This is a genomic window from Sinomicrobium endophyticum (assembly GCF_052983315.1).
On record NZ_JBRKIS010000002.1, the window covers coordinates 213,142 to 231,921 of the forward strand.

The 18,780-nt window shown below is 42.7% G+C and carries 16 protein-coding genes and 1 other RNA gene; 9 read left to right on the forward strand and 8 right to left on the reverse strand.

The window, feature by feature from the left end:
* Positions 1-108: 108 nt before the first annotated feature.
* The 3 genes from rnpB to ACVBDU_RS01150 form a co-directional block, all read right to left on the reverse strand.
* An RNA gene (gene rnpB, locus ACVBDU_RS01140) (RNase P RNA component class A) lies at positions 109-442 on the reverse strand.
* A gap of 284 nt (positions 443-726) precedes the next feature.
* Positions 727-1,245: a DUF7935 family protein gene (locus tag ACVBDU_RS01145; RefSeq protein ID WP_447177946.1), complete on the reverse strand. Its 519-nt coding sequence runs from the start codon at positions 1,243-1,245 to the stop codon at positions 727-729.
* Positions 1,246-1,326: 81 nt separating this feature from the next.
* Positions 1,327-2,094, reverse strand: a complete 768-nt coding sequence (locus ACVBDU_RS01150; protein ID WP_447177947.1) for a 5'-nucleotidase C-terminal domain-containing protein — start codon at positions 2,092-2,094, stop codon at positions 1,327-1,329.
* Positions 2,095-2,167: 73 nt separating this feature from the next.
* Between ACVBDU_RS01150 and ACVBDU_RS01155 the strand changes: the two genes are divergently transcribed.
* The 6 genes from ACVBDU_RS01155 to porD all read left to right on the forward strand — a co-directional run bounded on the left by ACVBDU_RS01155 (position 2,168) and on the right by porD (position 7,155).
* A complete protein-coding gene (locus ACVBDU_RS01155; RefSeq protein ID WP_447177948.1) occupies positions 2,168-2,692 on the forward strand; it encodes a DUF6913 domain-containing protein in 525 nt (174 codons plus the stop codon).
* A 1-nt stretch (position 2,693) separates the two neighbouring features.
* Entirely contained in the window at positions 2,694-3,596 is a 903-nt protein-coding gene (dapA, locus tag ACVBDU_RS01160; RefSeq protein WP_447177949.1) for a 4-hydroxy-tetrahydrodipicolinate synthase, read from the forward strand.
* A gap of 225 nt (positions 3,597-3,821) precedes the next feature.
* Positions 3,822-4,616: an outer membrane protein assembly factor BamD gene (locus ACVBDU_RS01165; RefSeq protein ID WP_447177950.1), complete on the forward strand. Its 795-nt coding sequence runs from the start codon at positions 3,822-3,824 to the stop codon at positions 4,614-4,616.
* Positions 4,617-4,626: 10 nt separating this feature from the next.
* Entirely contained in the window at positions 4,627-4,953 is a 327-nt protein-coding gene (locus ACVBDU_RS01170) for a DNA-directed RNA polymerase subunit omega (protein WP_447177951.1), read from the forward strand.
* A complete protein-coding gene (coaBC, locus tag ACVBDU_RS01175; RefSeq protein WP_447177952.1) occupies positions 4,954-6,162 on the forward strand; it encodes a bifunctional phosphopantothenoylcysteine decarboxylase/phosphopantothenate--cysteine ligase CoaBC in 1,209 nt (402 codons plus the stop codon). It begins immediately after the preceding gene.
* Between the two features lie 96 nt (positions 6,163-6,258).
* Positions 6,259-7,155, forward strand: a complete 897-nt coding sequence (gene porD, locus ACVBDU_RS01180; RefSeq protein WP_447177953.1) for a type IX secretion system protein PorD — start codon at positions 6,259-6,261, stop codon at positions 7,153-7,155.
* 83 nt (positions 7,156-7,238) lie between these two features.
* Here porD and ACVBDU_RS01185 read toward each other — a convergent pair whose 3' ends face one another.
* Complete coding sequence (locus tag ACVBDU_RS01185; RefSeq protein WP_447177954.1) at positions 7,239-8,150, reverse strand: lysophospholipid acyltransferase family protein; 912 nt, start codon at positions 8,148-8,150, stop codon at positions 7,239-7,241.
* Positions 8,151-8,194: 44 nt separating this feature from the next.
* On the opposite strand from ACVBDU_RS01185, the gene ACVBDU_RS01190 reads away from it, so the two are divergent.
* Both ACVBDU_RS01190 and ACVBDU_RS01195 read left to right on the forward strand, forming a co-directional pair.
* Positions 8,195-8,842 carry a rhomboid family intramembrane serine protease gene (locus tag ACVBDU_RS01190; protein WP_447177955.1) on the forward strand — a complete coding sequence of 216 codons (648 nt, stop codon included), beginning with the start codon at positions 8,195-8,197 and terminating at the stop codon, positions 8,840-8,842.
* 181 nt (positions 8,843-9,023) lie between these two features.
* On the forward strand, positions 9,024-9,725 hold the full coding sequence (locus ACVBDU_RS01195; protein WP_447177956.1) for an SIMPL domain-containing protein: 702 nt from the start codon (positions 9,024-9,026) through the stop codon (positions 9,723-9,725).
* A gap of 367 nt (positions 9,726-10,092) precedes the next feature.
* On the opposite strand, the gene ACVBDU_RS01200 is transcribed toward ACVBDU_RS01195, so the two are convergent.
* The 4 genes from ACVBDU_RS01200 to ACVBDU_RS01215 all read right to left on the reverse strand — a co-directional run bounded on the left by ACVBDU_RS01200 (position 10,093) and on the right by ACVBDU_RS01215 (position 16,466).
* Positions 10,093-10,914 carry a DUF4249 domain-containing protein gene (locus ACVBDU_RS01200; protein ID WP_447177957.1) on the reverse strand — a complete coding sequence of 274 codons (822 nt, stop codon included), beginning with the start codon at positions 10,912-10,914 and terminating at the stop codon, positions 10,093-10,095.
* A 4-nt stretch (positions 10,915-10,918) separates the two neighbouring features.
* Positions 10,919-13,294, reverse strand: a complete 2,376-nt coding sequence (locus tag ACVBDU_RS01205; protein ID WP_447177958.1) for a TonB-dependent receptor — start codon at positions 13,292-13,294, stop codon at positions 10,919-10,921.
* 271 nt (positions 13,295-13,565) lie between these two features.
* A complete protein-coding gene (locus ACVBDU_RS01210) occupies positions 13,566-15,134 on the reverse strand; it encodes an FMN-binding glutamate synthase family protein (protein ID WP_447177959.1) in 1,569 nt (522 codons plus the stop codon).
* 63 nt (positions 15,135-15,197) lie between these two features.
* Positions 15,198-16,466: an amidohydrolase gene (locus ACVBDU_RS01215; RefSeq protein ID WP_447177960.1), complete on the reverse strand. Its 1,269-nt coding sequence runs from the start codon at positions 16,464-16,466 to the stop codon at positions 15,198-15,200.
* Between the two features lie 207 nt (positions 16,467-16,673).
* On the opposite strand from ACVBDU_RS01215, the gene ACVBDU_RS01220 reads away from it, so the two are divergent.
* Positions 16,674-18,698: an HD family phosphohydrolase gene (locus tag ACVBDU_RS01220; protein ID WP_447177961.1), complete on the forward strand. Its 2,025-nt coding sequence runs from the start codon at positions 16,674-16,676 to the stop codon at positions 18,696-18,698.
* Positions 18,699-18,780: the final 82 nt, after the last annotated feature.

Consider the following 18,780-nt stretch of genomic DNA (forward strand, 5'->3'; position numbering starts at 1 on the left):
TGGGTTTGTAAGGAAACAGAGTGGCACGGCATTTATGAAGTGTGGCTACATTCCCCGAAAGATTTTAAAATCCTACATCTGGAATCTAAAATCTTAAATCTCATATCTAAAAAAAGCAGGCCTGTAAGCCGGATTCTGTCGAGTCTTATCATTTATCTGGGATACCGGTTGCCCGGGATCTCTAACCGCCTACCCTCCGGCATCCCGATAGAATCGGTATCGGGCGCGCGACCCTTAAATGCCGGTATACATGGCGTTGCACCGCGTAGAGTTTACCTGATTTCACTACAGCATTACCTGTACATTCTTTCTGTTGCACTGGTCCTCTCCCGGTAAACCCGGAAGGGCGGGTGTTACCCGCTACGCTGCGCTATGGTGTCCGGACTTTCCTCCCCCCGGAATACCGATATCGGGACCGGGGAGCGATAAGACGGCCTGCGGAGCAAAGTTACGAACCTTTCCGGTAATATTCAGCTGTTTTTCGAAATCACTGCGGAAAGTTGTGAACCAAGTAAAAAAACAGCTACCTCGAACCAGGGTGTAATTTGCATCCCAGAGTGCCGGTTTTTTATTAGTCAGGGAAATTTTCAGTTTGCTAGTTTTTGTCTCTAGATTAGGTGTTTACAGGAAAGGAGGCATTTGTATGGTGCAGAGATAACTCCGAACTATCCACTAAAAAACTCCTCAACTTTTGCGTTTGTTTCTTTTTCGCGTCTATTTGGATTTTTAATCCAGGAAATCGCTTACTTCCCTTTTTATATAGGCCAGGGCTGTGGCAGATGGAGAGATTTTATCGAACATTTCGTTCAGGATGATTTCGCGGAGTTTGTCGGGCGAATCTGCTTTTTCACTCATATTGACCTTGCGGATGAGTTGTATAGTGGTATTTTTGGCGGTTTTTATCACATTCCAGCACTCGTCGCTCATGTATATCTGTTGGGACAGGTTATGATCGTATTCTTCCTCTATATTGCGGATTAGAAGGGCTTCGTAATCATCCTTATTGGCTCCGTTAGGGGAAATGCGAAGCAGTAATTTGGAGGGGTTGATGCGTTCCAGGAAAAGCACCATACGCTCATAGGCCTGCAGACGGACGGGAAGAATATCTTTCTGGCTTTCGCGTTTCAGCATAAAACGTCGGCGTGCATTTTCATTCTGGACAAACTGTCGGAAAAAATAATAGGCAACCAGCCCCGTGATAATTGCTGGCAGGCAGTTAAAAAGTAAATCTGTTACCGGGATCATGTTTTGTTGTTTATAAGGTTTTACGATCGGTGTCTTATATAACGCCTGGCAACGGGTAATTGTTATGAGATAAGGCTATCTTTATTCACGAATAAAACGATTGTCCTGTTGCGTTCGAATGGTATCTGTTTCGGTAAAATAGTCGATCATGGCATTCCGGATGCGGTAATCCAGCGGCGTGGTACTTACCGGGTTCAGGAAAAAGTTCATATTGTCCCCGCCATTCATCAGGTAATCCGAAGTGGCGATGTAATAGTGCTTGTTTTTATCCAGCGGTTTTCCGGCTATGAGAATTTTTTTTACTTTTCCGTCTTTGCCCAGTGTTAATTGCATGCCGCTAACCGGGTGTGCGGTTTTTGCTTTTGCAAGATAATCGGCGAGTCCCAGAACTTTGTCCCCGGTAAGTTCCAGAACTACTATCGCATTTTCAAAAGGCATTACTTCATAAGCTGTCCGTGCTGTTACATGCCCTTTGGCCATAGTAGAGCGTATACCGCCAAAATTGAGTAGTACGGCATCAATATTCCTGCCAGTTCTCTTTTTAAATACAGGCTGGGATTTTTCCATAACGATATCGGCCATCAGGTTTCCTATAGCTGTATTCAGATCACCGTCCGTTTTACTAAGGTCGGAAGGATTGTATGCAAGCGGAGCACTTAGGTCTTTAGCTATATGTTCGCGGAACGGTTTAACAAACTCATCAATAGCCCGGTCTTCGGCAATGCTGTCATTAATGTTGATTTCTTTTCCTTCTATACGGGAAATTTGTGGCTCTGTAACAACATCTCCTCTTTTGCAGGAGAAAAATAATATTATCGTTATAAAAATAACAAAATGTGTTATTTTCATGTTGTTATGATACGGGTAACCTGTGTTTTTATGCATGGTAATGTATTACATTTGCAAAACAAAGCGAAGGTATATGTTTTTTAAGAAATACAAGGAGAAAGCCGCACATAAAATTCTCAAAAATGGTCTGCCTGTCACTGGAAACAGGCAGGGTGAAGGGAATGGAAAGGTGTCTTCTCTGGCCTGCGTGATTAACCTGGACGAATTTGATAATACGGAAGTCTTTAAAGTACTGGCACAGGAAATGGGAATCCGGCAGGAGAACTTCAGGGTCATAGGGTTTACGAGGCAACAAGATACCAACGCTTATTACGGTATACCGGTATTTCGCGAAGAAGAGCTGGGATGGAAGGGAGAGATCCGTAACGGACATTATAAAGAGTTACTGGAAAAGCCGTATGATATGTTGCTGAGTTATTACAGTAAACCGAATTTGTTACTGGGACTGGCAACGCTTCAGGTAAGAGCTGCTTTTAAAGTGGGGCTTACGGGAGAGTATGAAAAAGGAAATGATTTTATATTGAACGTCAGTCCGGACAGATTTCCGGAATTCAGGGAAGAGTTAATTAAATATCTCACTATTTTAAATAAAATATAAGATGTCAAAATTCACAGGCACCGGGGTGGCTTTGGTAACCCCGTTTAAAAGGGATAACAGTGTAGACCGTGCAGCGCTTGAAAAAATTGTGACTCACTGCATTGAAGGAGGAGTGGAATACCTGGTGGTTCTCGGAACCACTGCAGAAAGCGCGACATTGAACAGTAATGAAAAGGAAACAGTAAAACAAACCGTAATAAAGGCAAATGCAGGCAAACTTCCGTTGGTGCTGGGAGTAGGCGGAAACAATACGGCGGAGGTCGTACATGAGTTGCAGACTACAGACCTGTCTGACTTTGATGCTATATTATCGGTGTCACCTTATTATAATAAACCTACGCAAGAGGGGATATATCAACATTTCAAAGCTGTAGCAGCGGCATCCCCGCTCCCGATTATTCTTTATAACGTACCGGGAAGGACGGCTTCTAACATGTTGCCGCAAACCGTGCTCAGGCTGGCAAGGGATGTAAACAATATAATAGGTATAAAAGAAGCGGCGGGAGACATTGTCCAGGCCATGCGCCTTATCAAAGACAAACCGGAAGGTTTCCTGGTAATTTCCGGAGATGATATGGTAACCCTGCCTATGGTACTTGCCGGGGGAGCAGGGGTAATATCGGTAGTAGGACAGGGATTTCCCAGAGAATTTACAGATATGGTAAGGTACGGACTGGAGGGAAATACCAGGGAAGCATATATGTTGCATTATAAACTTATGGATGCTATAGATATGGTTTTTGAGCAGGGGAATCCTGCCGGCATCAAATCGGTATTCCGTGCTCTTGGTCTGGCTGATGATGTATTGCGCCTGCCTTTGGTAAAAGTAGATAGGGACCTGGAGAAGAGAATTGCCGGTTTTGTGGAGAAAAATGCCCTCCGGCTTCGCTCAGGGACCGTATAAGTTCAGCCATTCGACAGAAACATACAGACAGAAACCGGGGCGAATTCTAAAAATAAGGTTAAAATTCGCCCCGGCTTGTTTTCAGGAAAGAGTGTAAATTGTATCTTCGGCGATAATAAATTTTGTATTATCCAATTATTGGCTAATTTTGCCGTTAATTTTAGCGGTAAATGTCATGGTCGTGATACACACGGAAGGAAACCACTTAAAATTACGCGTTAAAGCATGAAGAAACTTTTATACATTGCTGCCACTGCTGCCCTGATTAGTTCCTGCGGTCAATTTCAGAAGGCATTGAAAAGCGAGGATGTCAAGGTGAAATATGACCTGGCAGAGAAATTGTACAATGAAGGAGATTATAAAAAAGCTAATCGCCTTTTGGAACAGGTGGTACCTCAATATGCGGGAAAACCACAGGGAGAAAGGGTAGTGTACTTTCATGCAAATGCCTATTACCAGACCAAAGATTACTACCTGGCCGCTTATCAGTTTGATCGTTTCTCCAAATCCTATCCGAAAAGTGATAAGGCGGAAGAAGCAGCTTTCCTGGGGGCCAAGAGTTATTATATGCTGTCTCCCAAGTATAGTCTGGACCAGAGGGAAACAAATACTGCAGTAGACAAATTGCAGTTATTCATCAATACTTATCCTGACTCCGAGTATCTTGGCGAGGCTAACGAACTGATCCGTGAATTACGGACCAAACTGGAGAGGAAGGATTTTGAAGTTGCCAAACAGTTTAACCGTATCCGTGATTACAAAGCGGCTATAAAATCATTTGACAATTTTCTTTCGAATTATCCCGGAACCGTTTTTCGGGAAGATGCGATGTATTACAGGATGCTTTCTTCCTATAACCTTGCAGTAAATAGTATTTATGCAAGAATGGAAGAGCGTTTGAATCATACCAAGGATTCTTATAATACCTTAAAAAGGTATTTTCCGGATACGAAGTATGCCGAAGAGGCCGAAAAAATGATGGCCGTAGTAGAACAGGAATTACAACAATTTAGCAAATAAGAAGAGAGAGATGAGCAATTTGAGAAAAACAGAGGCCCCGGTTTCTACCATTACCCTCGACAAAAACAAGATGGATGCCCCGACGGAGAATATCTACGAGGCAATATCTATCGTTGCCAAAAGGGCCATTCAGATCAATTCCGAGATCAAGAAGGAACTGATAGAAAAACTGGAGGAATTTGCCACGTATACCGACAGCCTGGAAGAAATATTCGAAAACAAGGAACAGATCGAGGTTTCCAAGTTCTATGAAAAACTTCCCAAGCCTCACGCTATTGCGGTAGAAGAGTGGTTAAATAATAAAATATATTACAGAAATACCGAAAAAGAAGCGTAAATGTCTGTTTTAAGCGGCAAGAATATCCTTTTAGGCATTACGGGGGGCATTGCCGCTTACAAGACTGCTTTTCTGGTGCGGTTATTTATTAAAGGCGGAGCCAATGTGCGGGTAATAATGACCGAAAATGCCAGGGAATTTGTCACCCCGCTTACATTATCCACACTTTCCAAAAACCCGGTACTTTCTTCCTTTACAGATGAGGAAGATGGTAGTGCGGTGTGGAATAACCATGTGGAAGCCGGACTCTGGGCGGATTACATGATTATTGCCCCGGCCACGGCCAATAGTATGGCTAAGATGGCAAACGGCGTTTCGGATAACTTTCTTCTGGCGGCATATCTGTCTGCCAAATGCCCGGTTTATGTTGCCCCGGCAATGGATCTGGACATGTATAAACACCCTTCTACACAAAATACGCTTAATACCCTTAAGGCTTACGGAAACATAGTAATTCCCGCTACTCACGGTGAACTTGCCAGCGGACTTACCGGAGAAGGCCGCATGGCGGAGCCGGAAGATATTGTGGCTTTTATGGAAAAGCATATTCGGAATAACCTGCCACTTCACGGAAAAAAAGTGCTTATAACCGCGGGACCAACTTATGAGGCCATAGACCCGGTTCGTTTTATCGGAAACCATTCTTCCGGGAGGATGGGAATAGAGCTTGCCAGGGTTGCGGTGTCGCTTGGAGCAGAAGTAAAACTGGTTATCGGTCCGACATATCTCCCTGCGGATATTCCGGGAATAGAGACAATTCGGGTGGTGAACGCCGAAGAGATGTACCAGGCCGTACATAAAATATTTGCCGATACGGACATAGCTGTATTGGCCGCTGCTGTTTCCGATTACAGGCCGGTGACCGTTCAGGACCGGAAAATAAAGAAAAAAGATACTTCCCTGACTATAGAACTGGAGCCTACGAAAGACATCCTTGCTTCGATAGGAGCCATTAAAAAAGACCAGTACCTGGTGGGGTTTGCCCTGGAAACCAATGATGAAACGGAGAATGCCAAAGGAAAACTCCGCAGAAAAAACCTGGATGCCATTGTGCTGAACTCACTTAATGACAAGGGGGCTGGTTTTGGTAAATCCACAAATAAGATTACCTTTATAGACAGGGATGAACACGAGGTGTCGTTCGAACTGAAACCCAAATCGGACGTTGCCCGGGATATTTTTACGGAGATACAACGCAGAATGCCGTAGAGGAATGATGGAAAGTCCCCACTTCGGAACGGGATGTGAGCAGGTTTCTTTCCTGGTATAATTTACTAAAAACAGTCGCATTTACTTGAACCGAAAATGAAAAAATCAGCTCTTTTATTCTGTTTGCTTCTTACATTATGGAGTTCTTTTCTCCATGCACAGGAACTCAATTGCAAAGTAATAGTAGATGCCGACCAGGTACGACAGAGTAACAGGCAGATATTTGAAACTCTGGAAAAATCCCTTACCGATTTTATAAACAAAACCAAATGGACAAACCGTATGTATGCTATGCAGGAAAGGATAAACTGTAGCATGTATATAACGGTTTCCCAATATGAATCGGACCGTTTTTCCGCCTCTCTTCAGGTGCAGTCTTCACGTCCGGTATACAATACGGCTTACGAATCTCCGGTATTTAATTTCCAGGACAGGCAGTTTGATTTCCGTTACCTGGAATTTCAACCGCTTTTCTTTAATTTGAACACTTTTGAGTCCAATCTCGTATCGGTGATCACGTATTATGTTTATGTCATACTCGGAATGGATGCGGATACTTTTGCACCGGAAGGGGGAACGGACTATTACCAGCAGGCCAGGAATATTGTCAACCTCGCACAGAGTAGTAATTATTCCGGATGGAAACAATCGGACGGAAACAAGAGCCGATGGGGACTCGTAGATAACTTATTATCCAATCCGTTTAAAAGCTATCGTACCGCTTTGTATGAATACCACCGGATGGGACTGGACAGGATGATCGAAGATCCGGCTTCGGGGAAAGAATCTATGGCCAGATCCATGAAATTCCTGGAGCGTGTTAACTCCACCCGGCCTAATTCCTTTTTGCTTCAGGTTTTTTTTGACGCCAAGAAGGATGAAATACTCAATATCTTTTCCGACGGTCCGAAAGTGGATATCGTAAGTCTTAAAAATTCTCTGAATAAGATAGCGCCGGTTTATGCAGGTTCCTGGGAGAAAATTACTTTTTAGATATCAGATAGGATATATTAGATTTTAGACTTAGGGGTGGCCCCAAAATATTCGTAGCGATCACACGTTATAAGTCTTGTGTGTCAATCCTGTACAGGTTCTTTTCCCATGTGTTTCCACCGTTTGTGGGTCCAGAAATAGTATTCCGGGGCTTTTCTTATTTGTTGTTCCACCTCCTGCATATACATATCGGTTATTTGATAATCCGGATGTGCTACAGGGGATGTTGTAAGTGTTTTTAGGGTTGTGCTGTAATATCCCCTTTTTATTTTTTCAGTGTGCATATATACCACGGTCAGGTCTGCTCGTTTGGCAAGTATTTCAGGGCCTATGTGTATAGGGACCTTTATACCCATAAATTCCTGCCAGTATACTGCTTTGCTCAACTGAGGGGACTGGTCACTTAAAAAGCCGTAAATAGCAGGAACCTTGTTCATTTGGTTTTTTCGTATGACCTTAATGGTTTCCCTGGTTTCGATCAGGGTAGTACCATTTTTTTCCCGAATGTTTTTAACCAGATCGTTAAAGTATTTGTTTTTAATTCGCTGATATACGGCATATCCTTTGGAAGTAGTGACATATAGGTTTATTGTGGAACTCCATTCCCAGTTGGCATAATGAGGAAACATCAATACAATGCTTTTTTCCTTTTCCAGCTTTTGTATTACCTCTATATTGGTAAAAGTATAGCGTTTTTTTATTTCGGTTTTTGAGATCGAAAGGGATTTTATCATTTCCAGGAAAACATCAGACAAATGCCTGTAAAACTTTTTTTCGATATCCAGTCTTTCTTCGTCTGGCAGGCCGGGAAGGGCTAGTTTCAGGTTGTTTCTTACGGTTTTTTTACGATATCCCACAATTCTGTAGAGTATAAGACAAACTACATCGGAGATCAGGTAAAGAATCCGGAAAGGGAGTAAAGAAATAACCCACAATACGGGGTATACCAGAATAAAGATCAGAAGCTGCATTATATCTCTTAGAATTTTCGGCAAATATAGCTATATTTGAACACATAAGGTTACAAACATACCATTCTATGGATTTGAATATAGTGATGATAGCGGTGATTGCTGCTAATGTACTGGTTTCCATCAAAGGATTTAACGATCCTTCTTTTTTTGAACGTTATAAGTTTGAGATAAAGGCAATAAAAAAAGGAGAAAAACTGCGTATGCTGACCTCCGGATTTTTGCATGTGGACTTTACGCATTTGCTGTTCAACATGATAACGTTCTACTTCTTTGCCCCGATCGTGGTATTTCATTTCGGTGATCTGAAATTTCTGGGAATTTACCTGGCGAGTTTGCTGGCCGGAAACCTGTTGTCTTTTCAGTTCCATAAAAATGAGAGTTATTACAGCGCTGTTGGTGCGAGTGGAGCCGTGACCGGAATTATTTATTCCGGTATACTACTCAATCCGGGCATGAGCATTTACTTTTTTTTCATTCCCATTCCCATTCCGGCATATATATTCGGTATCGGGTATTTACTCTATTCCATCTACGGTATGAAAAACCGGGTAGGAAATATAGGGCATACGGCGCATTTTGGTGGCGCCATTGGCGGTTACGTGCTGACACTTGCCTTTCAGCCCGGGCTGATCACCCAGGATCCCTTGATGGTGGGGCTGCTTGCCTTGCCGATTGTTCTGCTATACATTCTTGGGAAAATGGGGAAAATATAACTTCCATCTGTCAAAAAAATCTACCTTTGTGTTACTTTGGAATCTTGCAGAAAATCATTCTGGTTTCCAAGGATTCCGTTAGGATATTCCTTTGTTTTTCATATAAAATAATTGTGAATTTCCGGTTTGGCACGGCAGTTGTATAAGGGGAAGAATATAAACACAAAAAGCAATGTATATTATGAAAAAAATCTTTTTAACTTTAGTATTAGGTACTACTATGGCATTACAAGCACAAACTCCTTCCGTAATGGTAAAGGACCCGTCCCGTATAATTTCCGTTTCGGGAGAAGGAACGGTAAAAGTGGTTCCGGATAACGTAACCCTTAAAGTCAGGGTGGAAAACGAAGGTAAATCCGCCCTGGATGTGAAAAAGCTTAATGATGCCCTTATCGATAAGGTATTGAAATTCTGCAAGGATATGAAAATAGATAGCAAGGACGTAAAGACCGAGTATCTGAACCTGAATAAGAATTACGATTACCAGACCAAGGAGTACAAGTATGTGGCCAATCAATCTCTTTCCATACGTCTGAAAGACCTGTCTAAATACGAAGCCCTGAGCCAGGGATTGCTGGATGCCGGGGTAAACCGTATAGACGGAGTAGAATTCAATGCTTCGAATATTGAGGAATTGAAAAGCCAGGCCCGTATAAAAGCGGTAGAAAATGCCAGGAAAAAAGCGGAAGAATATGCTTCTGCTCTTGGTAAAAGTGTAGGCGAACCTGTTTACCTGTCCGAAACCGGACAACCTGAACCCATACCAATGCCCAGATATGCCATGATGAAGGCCGAAGCCGATGCTTCCGGTAGTGGAGAGTCTGTAGCCATAGGAGAAATGAGTATCAAAGCTACGGTACATGTAGGGTTTGAACTGAAGTAAATTTGATTATTGTGTTACGGAAACAGTGTTTTCGGCAGTTTTAATACGAAATAAGAAAAGCGGGATGTTTGGAAAGAACATCCCGCTTTTCAGTTTAACTCACCAAGTGAGATTTATATTCCGATACTTGCATGGAACAAGTATTAGTGGTTTGTTTCCTTTGAATACCTCTTTGCCCCGATAATATCGGGACTATTGCAGCTACTTTAGTTTCTATAAACTTTTACTTTGTTCAGTTATTGGTTAATTGCGTGTTGACTAAATAACCGGGTAACCTGATAACTATGGCAATTTCCCGGCCGGAGGGGCAGGATTGCTACTTTCTAACCTCTGAACTTGCAGTCCAGGAGGGATTGTCCGGTAATTTTTATTGCAACGTATATACTACTTCATGCATTTCTGACAAGCGAAAATAGCCGAAGGGAAAATTGTCCTTGTCGGTAAGGTTCACACAATTCCCCCGTACCGTTGCGGGCTGGGTCTGGAACGGATTGCCCTGGCTGGAACTTTGTTCGAGCAGGATATTCATAAAGTTGTAAAAGCGTTCCGTTACGCCATACATCCTTATGGTAATCTCATTTCCCTGTTTCAGGTCTTCGTCGGTATAATATGCAAAAATCCGGTTTCCCTGAATAAATTCATCTTCGTATACCTGTAAGTTAGGAATGAGATCGATATTTGGGATAAATTCGAAGAGATAGTAATTGTCCTCATCGGCCGGATCGGTGAAATAGACCTTAATATCATAGTCGTCTCCACTGAATCCTCCGCCCCGGGACTGGATAATATCTTCTATTTCTGCTACAGACCTCATGGTTTCCGTGGCCCTGTAGTGTTCGTTGTCATAAACAATATCAAGAGTATACGACTGATCGATTTCCGGCACGAATTCCGAATTTTTATATACTCCGGAATTCCCGTCCTCCGCAAATACATACACTGTCCCTTTACCGTCTGTGATTTCTACGGATGCCCCTGTTGCGGCGGGGACTTTGTTATTGTAGTAAGGCGCGGAAGTGGTAAGTTTTATCTGCTGTGCCTTTGGAAGACTTTCCTTAGGCAGGTTTATAGATGCTTCTATAACCAGGCGCGGAGTAGCTTCCGGGAGATCTACCTGAACCGTATCTTCACAACTCACCAACGCTACTGTCAGTGTAAAAAGAAATATGTATCGGATAGCTGTTGTCATCTTATTAAAATTTAAAATTATAGGAAACGGAAGGAACAATACCGAAGATGGATAACCTTACCGCTTCATTCCTGGCTGTTTCCCGGTCTTGTCTGAACGTTATGGAGGCAGCATTCCTTCGGTTGTATAGGTTGTAAATACCAAAAACCCACTCGCTTTGCCAACCTTTTTCTTTTTCCGGCTTCGGGATGTAGGTAAGAGAAAGGTCAAGACGGTGGTATGCGGGGAGATTTTCATCATTTCTTCCGTTATAACTTGGAAAATGTACTCCCTGGTATTCGTAATACCCGTCCGGATAGGTTACGGGTTGTCCGGATTGTACTATAAAATTGAGCCCGAGAGTGAGTTTGGGATTAAAAGTATAGGAACCGGTAAGTGACACGTCGTGCGTTTTATTATATGGTGTATTATACCACTGACTATGGTTTATTCCTGTTTCCTGAGGGGTGCGTGCAGCGGTTCTTTGCTCGGAACGGGAGAGGGTATAGGACAGCCAGCCCTGTAATGGTCCTTTCTTTTTCCTGAGGAGAAATTCTATTCCGTAAGCCCGGGCTTCTCCGTTCAGAATAACCTGTTCTATGGCATTATTGGCAATAAGGTCTGCTCCGTCTATGTAATCAATCCGGTTTTTTATGGTTTTGTAGAATCCTTCTGTTTCCAGGGAATAGTTACCATTTTTGAAATCGTGAAAATAGCCTATTGCGTACTGGTCCAGTAACTGGGGTTTTATATACTTCCCGCTTGGCGCCCATACGTCCAGGGGGGTGGGAGAGCTGGTATTGGAAATAAGGTGCAGATATTGAGCCATCCGGTTATAGCTGGCTTTCAGAGAGGTGTTGTTGTTTAGTTTATAGGACAGGGAAGCCCTGGGTTCGGGATAGGTGAAGGTCTTTATGAGTTCCTTTCTCGATTTGGTTTCCGTGCCTGTAGGTTCTGCCTTTTCATAAATTCCGTAATCTTCGTTAAAAACAACGGGATTGCCGTTTTCGTAGAGATTCATATTGGTTTGTCCAAGGCGGTAAAAACTGCTGATCCGGAGACCGTATTGCAGGTTGAGTTTTTCCGAAATAGAGTGTTCTATATCCAGGTATATTGCGGTTTCCAGGGCATATTTATCATCCAGTTTCCTGTAATTTGCCCCGGAATTCTCGGCGGTAGGGGTAACTTCCCCGGGGTTGAATTTATAATACGCTCCGTTCACGCCGTAATAAAGCTTCAGGTTCTGATTGAGATAGTGCTTAAAATCGTATTTGATATTGTAATTCTGAATTCCTGAATCCCAGTTGAATTGCACGAAGTCCAGGCTAAGGCCATAGTAGTAATCGCTGTAGATCAACGAAAGATTCGAAAATATTTTATCGGAAAAAATATGGTTCCACCGGAAATTAAAGATGGAATTCCCGTAAGTGTTTTTAAAACTGTTGCGGATACTTATAACATCCCTTCCGAAGTATCCGGAGATAAAAATACTGTTGTTGTCATTAAAACGATAGCTGATTTTGGTGTTCAGATCGTAAAAATATGCGGCATTCTGGTTGTCGGTTAGTTTCAGAAAGAGATGGGCATACGAGCTACGACCCGCAACGAGGAAAGATCCCTTATCTTTTACTATCGGACCTTCGGCCAGTAGTCTGCTGGAAAGTACCCCGATCCCCCCGTTCATATGAAAATTTTTACTGTTACCGTCTTTCTGAAAAATATCCAGGACCGAAGATACTCTTCCCCCGTAACGAGAGGGAATCCCGCCTTTATACAGCTTGATATCTTTGATGGCATCCGGGTTAAACACGGAGAAAAAGCCATAGAGGTGAGAAGAGTTGAAAATGGTTGCCTCATCAAGGAGAATAAGGTTTTGGTCGGCCGCTCCGCCTCTCACATTAAAGCCGGAGGCAGCTTCTCCGGCACTGGTAACACCGGGTAGTAAGAGGATAGATTTCAGAATATCGGTTTCTCCAAGCACTACCGGCATTTTTTTGATAGTATTAATAGACAACTCGTTTACACTCATTTGCGGGGAACTGATGTTCTGCAGGCCGGAATTTTCGGTAACCACGACTTCATCCAGTTGTTGAGAGCTTTCGCTTAACTGAAAGTTGAGACGCGTATCCGTTTGCAGATCAATTTCGCGGGAAATGGTGTAAAAACCTAAATAGCTTATCTGAACCGTGTGTTTGCCTTCCGGAAGGGTAAGGGAATAAAATCCGTATTCATTGGTAGATACTCCTGTGCCGGATTGTGCCACTACAATATTTACACCGATAAGGCTTTCGTTACTTCTTTTATCGGTTACCGTACCACTGAGGGTATACTTTTGCTGAGCAAAGGAAATATAGCATAACAGGGATAAAGCAAAAAGTATACTTTTTTTTATAAGCGTCATGGGGGCTTTTTTGATAAATATAAAACTATCCTGCCTTAAAAATATTGTGCAAAAGAATTTTAACAAGTATAAAAAAGTACTGTTGCATTATTTTTAACACAATTATGTTTTTATAGTTTTTTGTCTACTTTTAATGTGATATTTTTCTTTATTTTTTAAAGTATTCCCTTGAAGATATCTAATGAAATTCGTTAAAAGTGAGGGATGAATGTGTAGTACGGTATTCAAGCTCCCGATTTTTACACAAAACCGGGAGTTTTTGACCGGGTTTTCAGCTATTGGTTTTGCTTTTACCTCCCAGATGCGGACATTCTTTGAGTTTTTCCGTGTTTTCGAAAGGAACTTTAACCTTGTTGTATTTATAGGTGGCAGCAAGAGTTTGTGTAAGATTGCGGTCTCCTACACTTATATCTACATCGTACATGGTAAATTGACAGGGATGTTCATAGCCACAGGCATGCGTTACTTCCAGGAATTCTTTGCGGAAAGTATCAAAATACTGTTGAAGCCTGTCCGATTTGAGAGGGATGTTTATACCGCTTTGGAGCCATTTGTTCTGTGTGGCCACCCCGCTGGGGCAGCGGTTGGTATGGCATGACTGGGCCTGTATGCAACCGATACTCATCATGGCTTCACGGGCCACATTGATACAATCTGCCCCCATGGCAAATGCCATTGCGGCTTTTGCCGGAAACCCCAGTTTCCCGCTGGCTACAAATACGAGGCGGTCCGCGATATCCAGTTCTTTGAATATACGGTAAACATCACTAAAACCATAGACCCAGGGCAGGGAAACGTGATCGGCGAAGCTGGGAGGGGCAGCACCTGTGCCTCCTTCACCGCCGTCAATGGTAATGAAGTCCGGACCTTTTCCGGTTTCTTTCATGAGAGAAGCCAGTTCGTGCCATTGGTCAAGTTTACCCACAGCAGCTTTGATTCCTACGGGAAGACCTGTTTCTTCTGCGATTTTTTCGATAAAGTCAATCAATTCTTTTATGGAAGAAAAAGCGGTATGGTTTGCAGGAGAGAGCACATCTTTCCCCATATCTACATGTCGAATATCAGCTATTTCCCGGGTGATTTTCTTTGCCGGAAGCACACCGCCTTTACCGGGCTTGGCTCCCTGGGAGAGTTTAATCTCTATAGCCCGGACAAAAGAATTTTCTTCGGTAAGCTTCTTTAGTTTCTTCATGGAAAAGTTTCCTTCTTTATCGCGAACCCCGAAATATCCCGTACCTATCTGAAACACTACATCGGCACCCATAGAATGATAGGGAGAAAGTCCTCCTTCGCCCGTGTTGTGATAGGCGCCTGCCTTTTTTGCTCCCAGGTTCATGGATTCCACGGCCTTTGCAGACAGCGAACCAAAACTCATGGCCGATATATTGATAACGGAACCGGGGCGAAAAGGCCTTTTCCTGTTGCGGTAAGCCCCCATGATCTTGGCACATGGAAGAAAATGTTTGTCGGTAGTATTCGGGTGTCCCTTCGGTATCTTAAAAGGGAGCATAGCATTATTTATAAAAATATACTGATGCGAATAGATGTCCTGGTCCGTGCCGAAACCTTCGTAATTATTTTCCCGTTTTGCCGAAGCATATATCCAGCCCCGTTCCGTCCGGTTAAAGGGGAGTTCTTCGCGGTTATTGGCTACGAGGTACTGGCGGAGTTCCGGGCCTATACTCTCGAGAAAGTAACGCAGATGTCCTACAATGGGAAAGTTATGGCTGATAGTATGTGATCTCTGTACAAAAATGTCGCGTATGGCAATCAGAATAAGAAAAACAAGTACCCATCCCCACCAGGGAATTTTCCCGAGAAACAATAACAATGTATGCATAACAAAAAATGTGATTACCGGCGTACCATAATCTGCCACTCCGGATTATTATATTAAACTCATTTATTTCCCTAAATAATCAAAAACAATTTGCGTAAAGGTTTTGACTCCGAGTATCATACCGCTTTCATCCACATAGAAGTCCGGGGTATGGTGCTGTGTAGGAGCTTTGTCTTTGGGTTTTCCCCCGAGAAAGAAGTAAAATCCCGGAATTTTTTCCTGGAAAAAAGAAAAGTCCTCAGCGCCTGTTACGGCCTTGGTGAGTATGACATTTTCTTCACCCGCCGCTTTTTGCAGCGAAGGCAGGGTCTTTGCGGTGAGGTCCGGATCGTTGTAGGTTATCGGGATCCCCTTGGCGATTTTAATTGTGGCTTCTGCTTTATATGCCTTGGCTATAGTAGTTACCATTTCTTCCATTCTGCTGTTAAGCAGTTTTTGCATATCATAGTCTAAAGTACGGATAGTACCGAGCATTTCCGCGGTTTCGGGAATGATATTATGACGTACACCACTGGTTATTTTGCCTACGGTAATCACTGCAGCTTCATTGGTAAGTTCCATTTCACGGCTGATAATAGATTGTAATCCATCTATGATCTTGGCAGATACAAATATGGGGTCTATCCCTGTCCATGGTGCAGAACCGTGTGATTGTTCACCTTTTACGTGAATCTCAAATTCCTGTGCGGCAGCCATGGTACCGCCAGGTTTATATATAATTTGTCCCACATCCAGCATAGAACTTATATGAAGACCGAAAATGGCTTCCACATCCGGATTTTTCAGAACTCCTTCGCGTACCATAAGGTCGGCACCTCCTTCTTCTCCCGGTGGCGGACCTTCTTCAGCCGGCTGGAAAATGAATTTTACCGTTCCCGCAAAGTCATTATTTTTGGATAAGACTTCTGCAACGCCCATCATTATAGCAGTGTGTGTATCGTGTCCGCAGGCGTGCATAACACCGGTTTCCTTTCCTAAGTACTCTGTTTGTACGGTAGACTTAAAAGGGACATCCACCCGTTCAGTCACAGGCAGTGCATCAATGTCGGCACGTAAGGCGATGATCTTTCCGGGCTTTTTCCCTTTGAGGATACCGACAACCCCGGTTTTGGCAACTCCCGTCTGTACTTCTATTCCGAGTCCTTTCAGGTGTTCCGCAATTTTCTTTGAGGTGTTGAATTCCCGGTTGGAGAGTTCGGGATTCTGATGAAAATACCTTCGCCATTCAATGACTTTCGATTCGATATCAGCAATGTCCTTTTCAAGATTTTGTTGCGCAAAGCTTGTGAAACAGCTACAGCACAGTAACAGGATTACGTAGATTTTTTTCATAGTTATGAGAGTTAGCAGAGTTGTATAAGAAGTTTAAAGATATGAATTTTACCACGAATAAAACACCTGCTCCCGGAGATTTCGGGCGAAGGAGGCCGGAAAAAATGCTGTCCACTTCAAAAACACTTCCGAAAGAGAAGGTTATTGGCCCGCGTAAAATTTGCAGTGACGCTTTTTTGTGTAAATTTGAAGTAAATATACCTGTTAATGAAAGATGCCCTGCATAACATATACCGTAACCAGTCATTGATTTACAAGTCTTTTCTTCTTATATGTGCTACGGCATTGGTTGTTTACCTGTTTCCCAAGGCCGGGAAATTCAAATATGAATTTCAGAAAGGAAAACCGTGGCAATACGAAAACCTGTATGCCCCGTTTGACTTTCCGATTTTAAAAACCGAAAAGGAGGTTGAGAAAGAGAAGGCGGCGGTACAGGCAGATTTTGTTCCGTATTATTCGTACAATGCCAATATAATTTCAACGGCAATAGCTAATTATAAAAAAGAATACCCGAAAGTCTTTCAGAATAAAAATCTTGAAAGGGCAGGGCAGGAGTTTCTGACCAGGATATATACCGACGGGGTAATAGCAGATGATGAGCTTATGCCGGACAGCAGGTTTGTCAACCTGGTAAAAGGTAACGAGGTAAGTACTCTTGCCAGAGATAAACTCATTCGCATAAGAGATCTGGAAAAGGCGCTTTTCAGCTATCTGGAACAACGAAAGCTTTCTGCATTTCAGGATGATTTTTATCATTTGTTCAAGAGTGTTGTGCAGCCAAATGTAAGCCTAAACAAAGAATTGTCCGACAAGGCGCTGGAAGAAGACCTCAAGAATATTTATGCCACCAAAGGGACTGTTGAGAGGGGAAAACGTATTATTCTCAATGGCGAGGTAGTGGAAGGAGAGAAATACGAGGTATTACGATCGTTGGAAAGGGAGTATGAGTCGCACCTATGGAAGGGGACCAATTATTACTGGATACTTTTCGGATACATCATCCTGGTGACTCTGGCCTTTGTTATGTTATTCCTTTTTCTCCAAAAGTACCGTCCCCATATTCTGAAAGACAATACCAAAGTGACGTTTATTTTTGTGAACATCATTGTCATGGTGTTTGTCACCACTGTTGCAGTCAGGTATGACGGGACTTATGTATATGTGGTGCCACTGTGTATCCTCCCCATTATACTAAAGGCTTTTTTTGACCCCAGGTTGGGGCTGTTTGTGCATGTGCTTACGGTGTTGCTGCTCGGTTTTATAGTACCCAATAGTTTCGAATATGTGTTTCTGCAGATCATTGCTGGAATGGTAACTATACTTACGGTTTCCGAACTCTACAAGAGAGCGAACCTCTTTGTGTCGGTAGGGCAGATCACCCTGGTATATATGATAACCTATTTTGCTTTTACGGTAATACATGAGGGAAACCTGGATAATATAGTATGGCTTAATTTCGGACTGTTTATACTCAATGGCCTTGCAACCTTGTTTGCACAGCCTTTGATCTATATTTACGAGAAATTATTCGGATTAGTATCCGATGTATCCCTGTTAGAGCTTTCAGACACTAACTCCAGGCTTTTAAAGGAACTGTCAGATAAAGCACCCGGTACTTTCCATCACTCCCTGCAGGTTGCCAACCTGGCGGAAGCTGCGGCAAATGAAGTAGGAGCCAATGCAATGCTGGTGAGGGTAGGAGCTATACATCACGATATAGGTAAGATGAATAATGCGGTCTTCTTTACTGAAAACCAGACTACCGGGGTGAACCCACATGATGAAATAAGTCCGGAGGAGAGTGTAAAAATCATCATTAATCATGTACTGGAGGGTATAGAAATAGCAAGAAAAAATAACCTACCGGACCGTATCATAGATTTTATCCGCACGCATCACGGAACATCAACGGTATATTACTTCTATAAAAAACAACTGGAGAATGATCCGGATACCAATATAGAAGATTACAGGTATCCCGGACCTATTCCTTTTTCCAAGGAAACTGCCATAGTGATGATGTCAGATGCGGTAGAAGCTGCATCCAAAAGTCTTAAAAATCCGAATTACACCGCTATTAATGATTTTGTAGAGAAGATAATAAGCAAACAGATAGAGGAGGGACAGTTTCTCAATGCCAATATTACTTTTAAGGAAATAGAAAGTGTAAAAAAGGTATTGAAACAGAAACTGACCAATATTTATCATTTAAGGATTGAATATCCGGAATAGTACGGACTTGATTTTGAAACGGGTAACATTTTTTTAGTAAAACTAACACAAAAAAGTACCAAAAATAGTTGCGTTCTATGTA

What these genes read in the sequence shown, in the direction of transcription:
- ACVBDU_RS01145 (WP_447177946.1), bottom strand. Translation starts at nt 1,245, where the DNA reads ATGATCCCGGTAACAGATTTACTTTTTAACTGCCTGCCAGCAATTATC.
- ACVBDU_RS01150 (WP_447177947.1), bottom strand. Translation starts at nt 2,094, where the DNA reads ATGAAAATAACACATTTTGTTATTTTTATAACGATAATATTATTTTTC.
- ACVBDU_RS01155 (WP_447177948.1), top strand. Translation starts at nt 2,168, where the DNA reads ATGTTTTTTAAGAAATACAAGGAGAAAGCCGCACATAAAATTCTCAAA.
- dapA (WP_447177949.1), top strand. Translation starts at nt 2,694, where the DNA reads ATGTCAAAATTCACAGGCACCGGGGTGGCTTTGGTAACCCCGTTTAAA.
- ACVBDU_RS01165 (WP_447177950.1), top strand. Translation starts at nt 3,822, where the DNA reads ATGAAGAAACTTTTATACATTGCTGCCACTGCTGCCCTGATTAGTTCC.
- ACVBDU_RS01170 (WP_447177951.1), top strand. Translation starts at nt 4,627, where the DNA reads ATGAGCAATTTGAGAAAAACAGAGGCCCCGGTTTCTACCATTACCCTC.
- coaBC (WP_447177952.1), top strand. Translation starts at nt 4,954, where the DNA reads ATGTCTGTTTTAAGCGGCAAGAATATCCTTTTAGGCATTACGGGGGGC.
- porD (WP_447177953.1), top strand. Translation starts at nt 6,259, where the DNA reads ATGAAAAAATCAGCTCTTTTATTCTGTTTGCTTCTTACATTATGGAGT.
- ACVBDU_RS01190 (WP_447177955.1), top strand. Translation starts at nt 8,195, where the DNA reads ATGGATTTGAATATAGTGATGATAGCGGTGATTGCTGCTAATGTACTG.
- ACVBDU_RS01195 (WP_447177956.1), top strand. Translation starts at nt 9,024, where the DNA reads ATGAAAAAAATCTTTTTAACTTTAGTATTAGGTACTACTATGGCATTA.
- ACVBDU_RS01200 (WP_447177957.1), bottom strand. Translation starts at nt 10,914, where the DNA reads ATGACAACAGCTATCCGATACATATTTCTTTTTACACTGACAGTAGCG.
- ACVBDU_RS01205 (WP_447177958.1), bottom strand. Translation starts at nt 13,294, where the DNA reads ATGACGCTTATAAAAAAAAGTATACTTTTTGCTTTATCCCTGTTATGC.
- ACVBDU_RS01210 (WP_447177959.1), bottom strand. Translation starts at nt 15,134, where the DNA reads ATGCATACATTGTTATTGTTTCTCGGGAAAATTCCCTGGTGGGGATGG.
- ACVBDU_RS01215 (WP_447177960.1), bottom strand. Translation starts at nt 16,466, where the DNA reads ATGAAAAAAATCTACGTAATCCTGTTACTGTGCTGTAGCTGTTTCACA.
- ACVBDU_RS01220 (WP_447177961.1), top strand. Translation starts at nt 16,674, where the DNA reads ATGAAAGATGCCCTGCATAACATATACCGTAACCAGTCATTGATTTAC.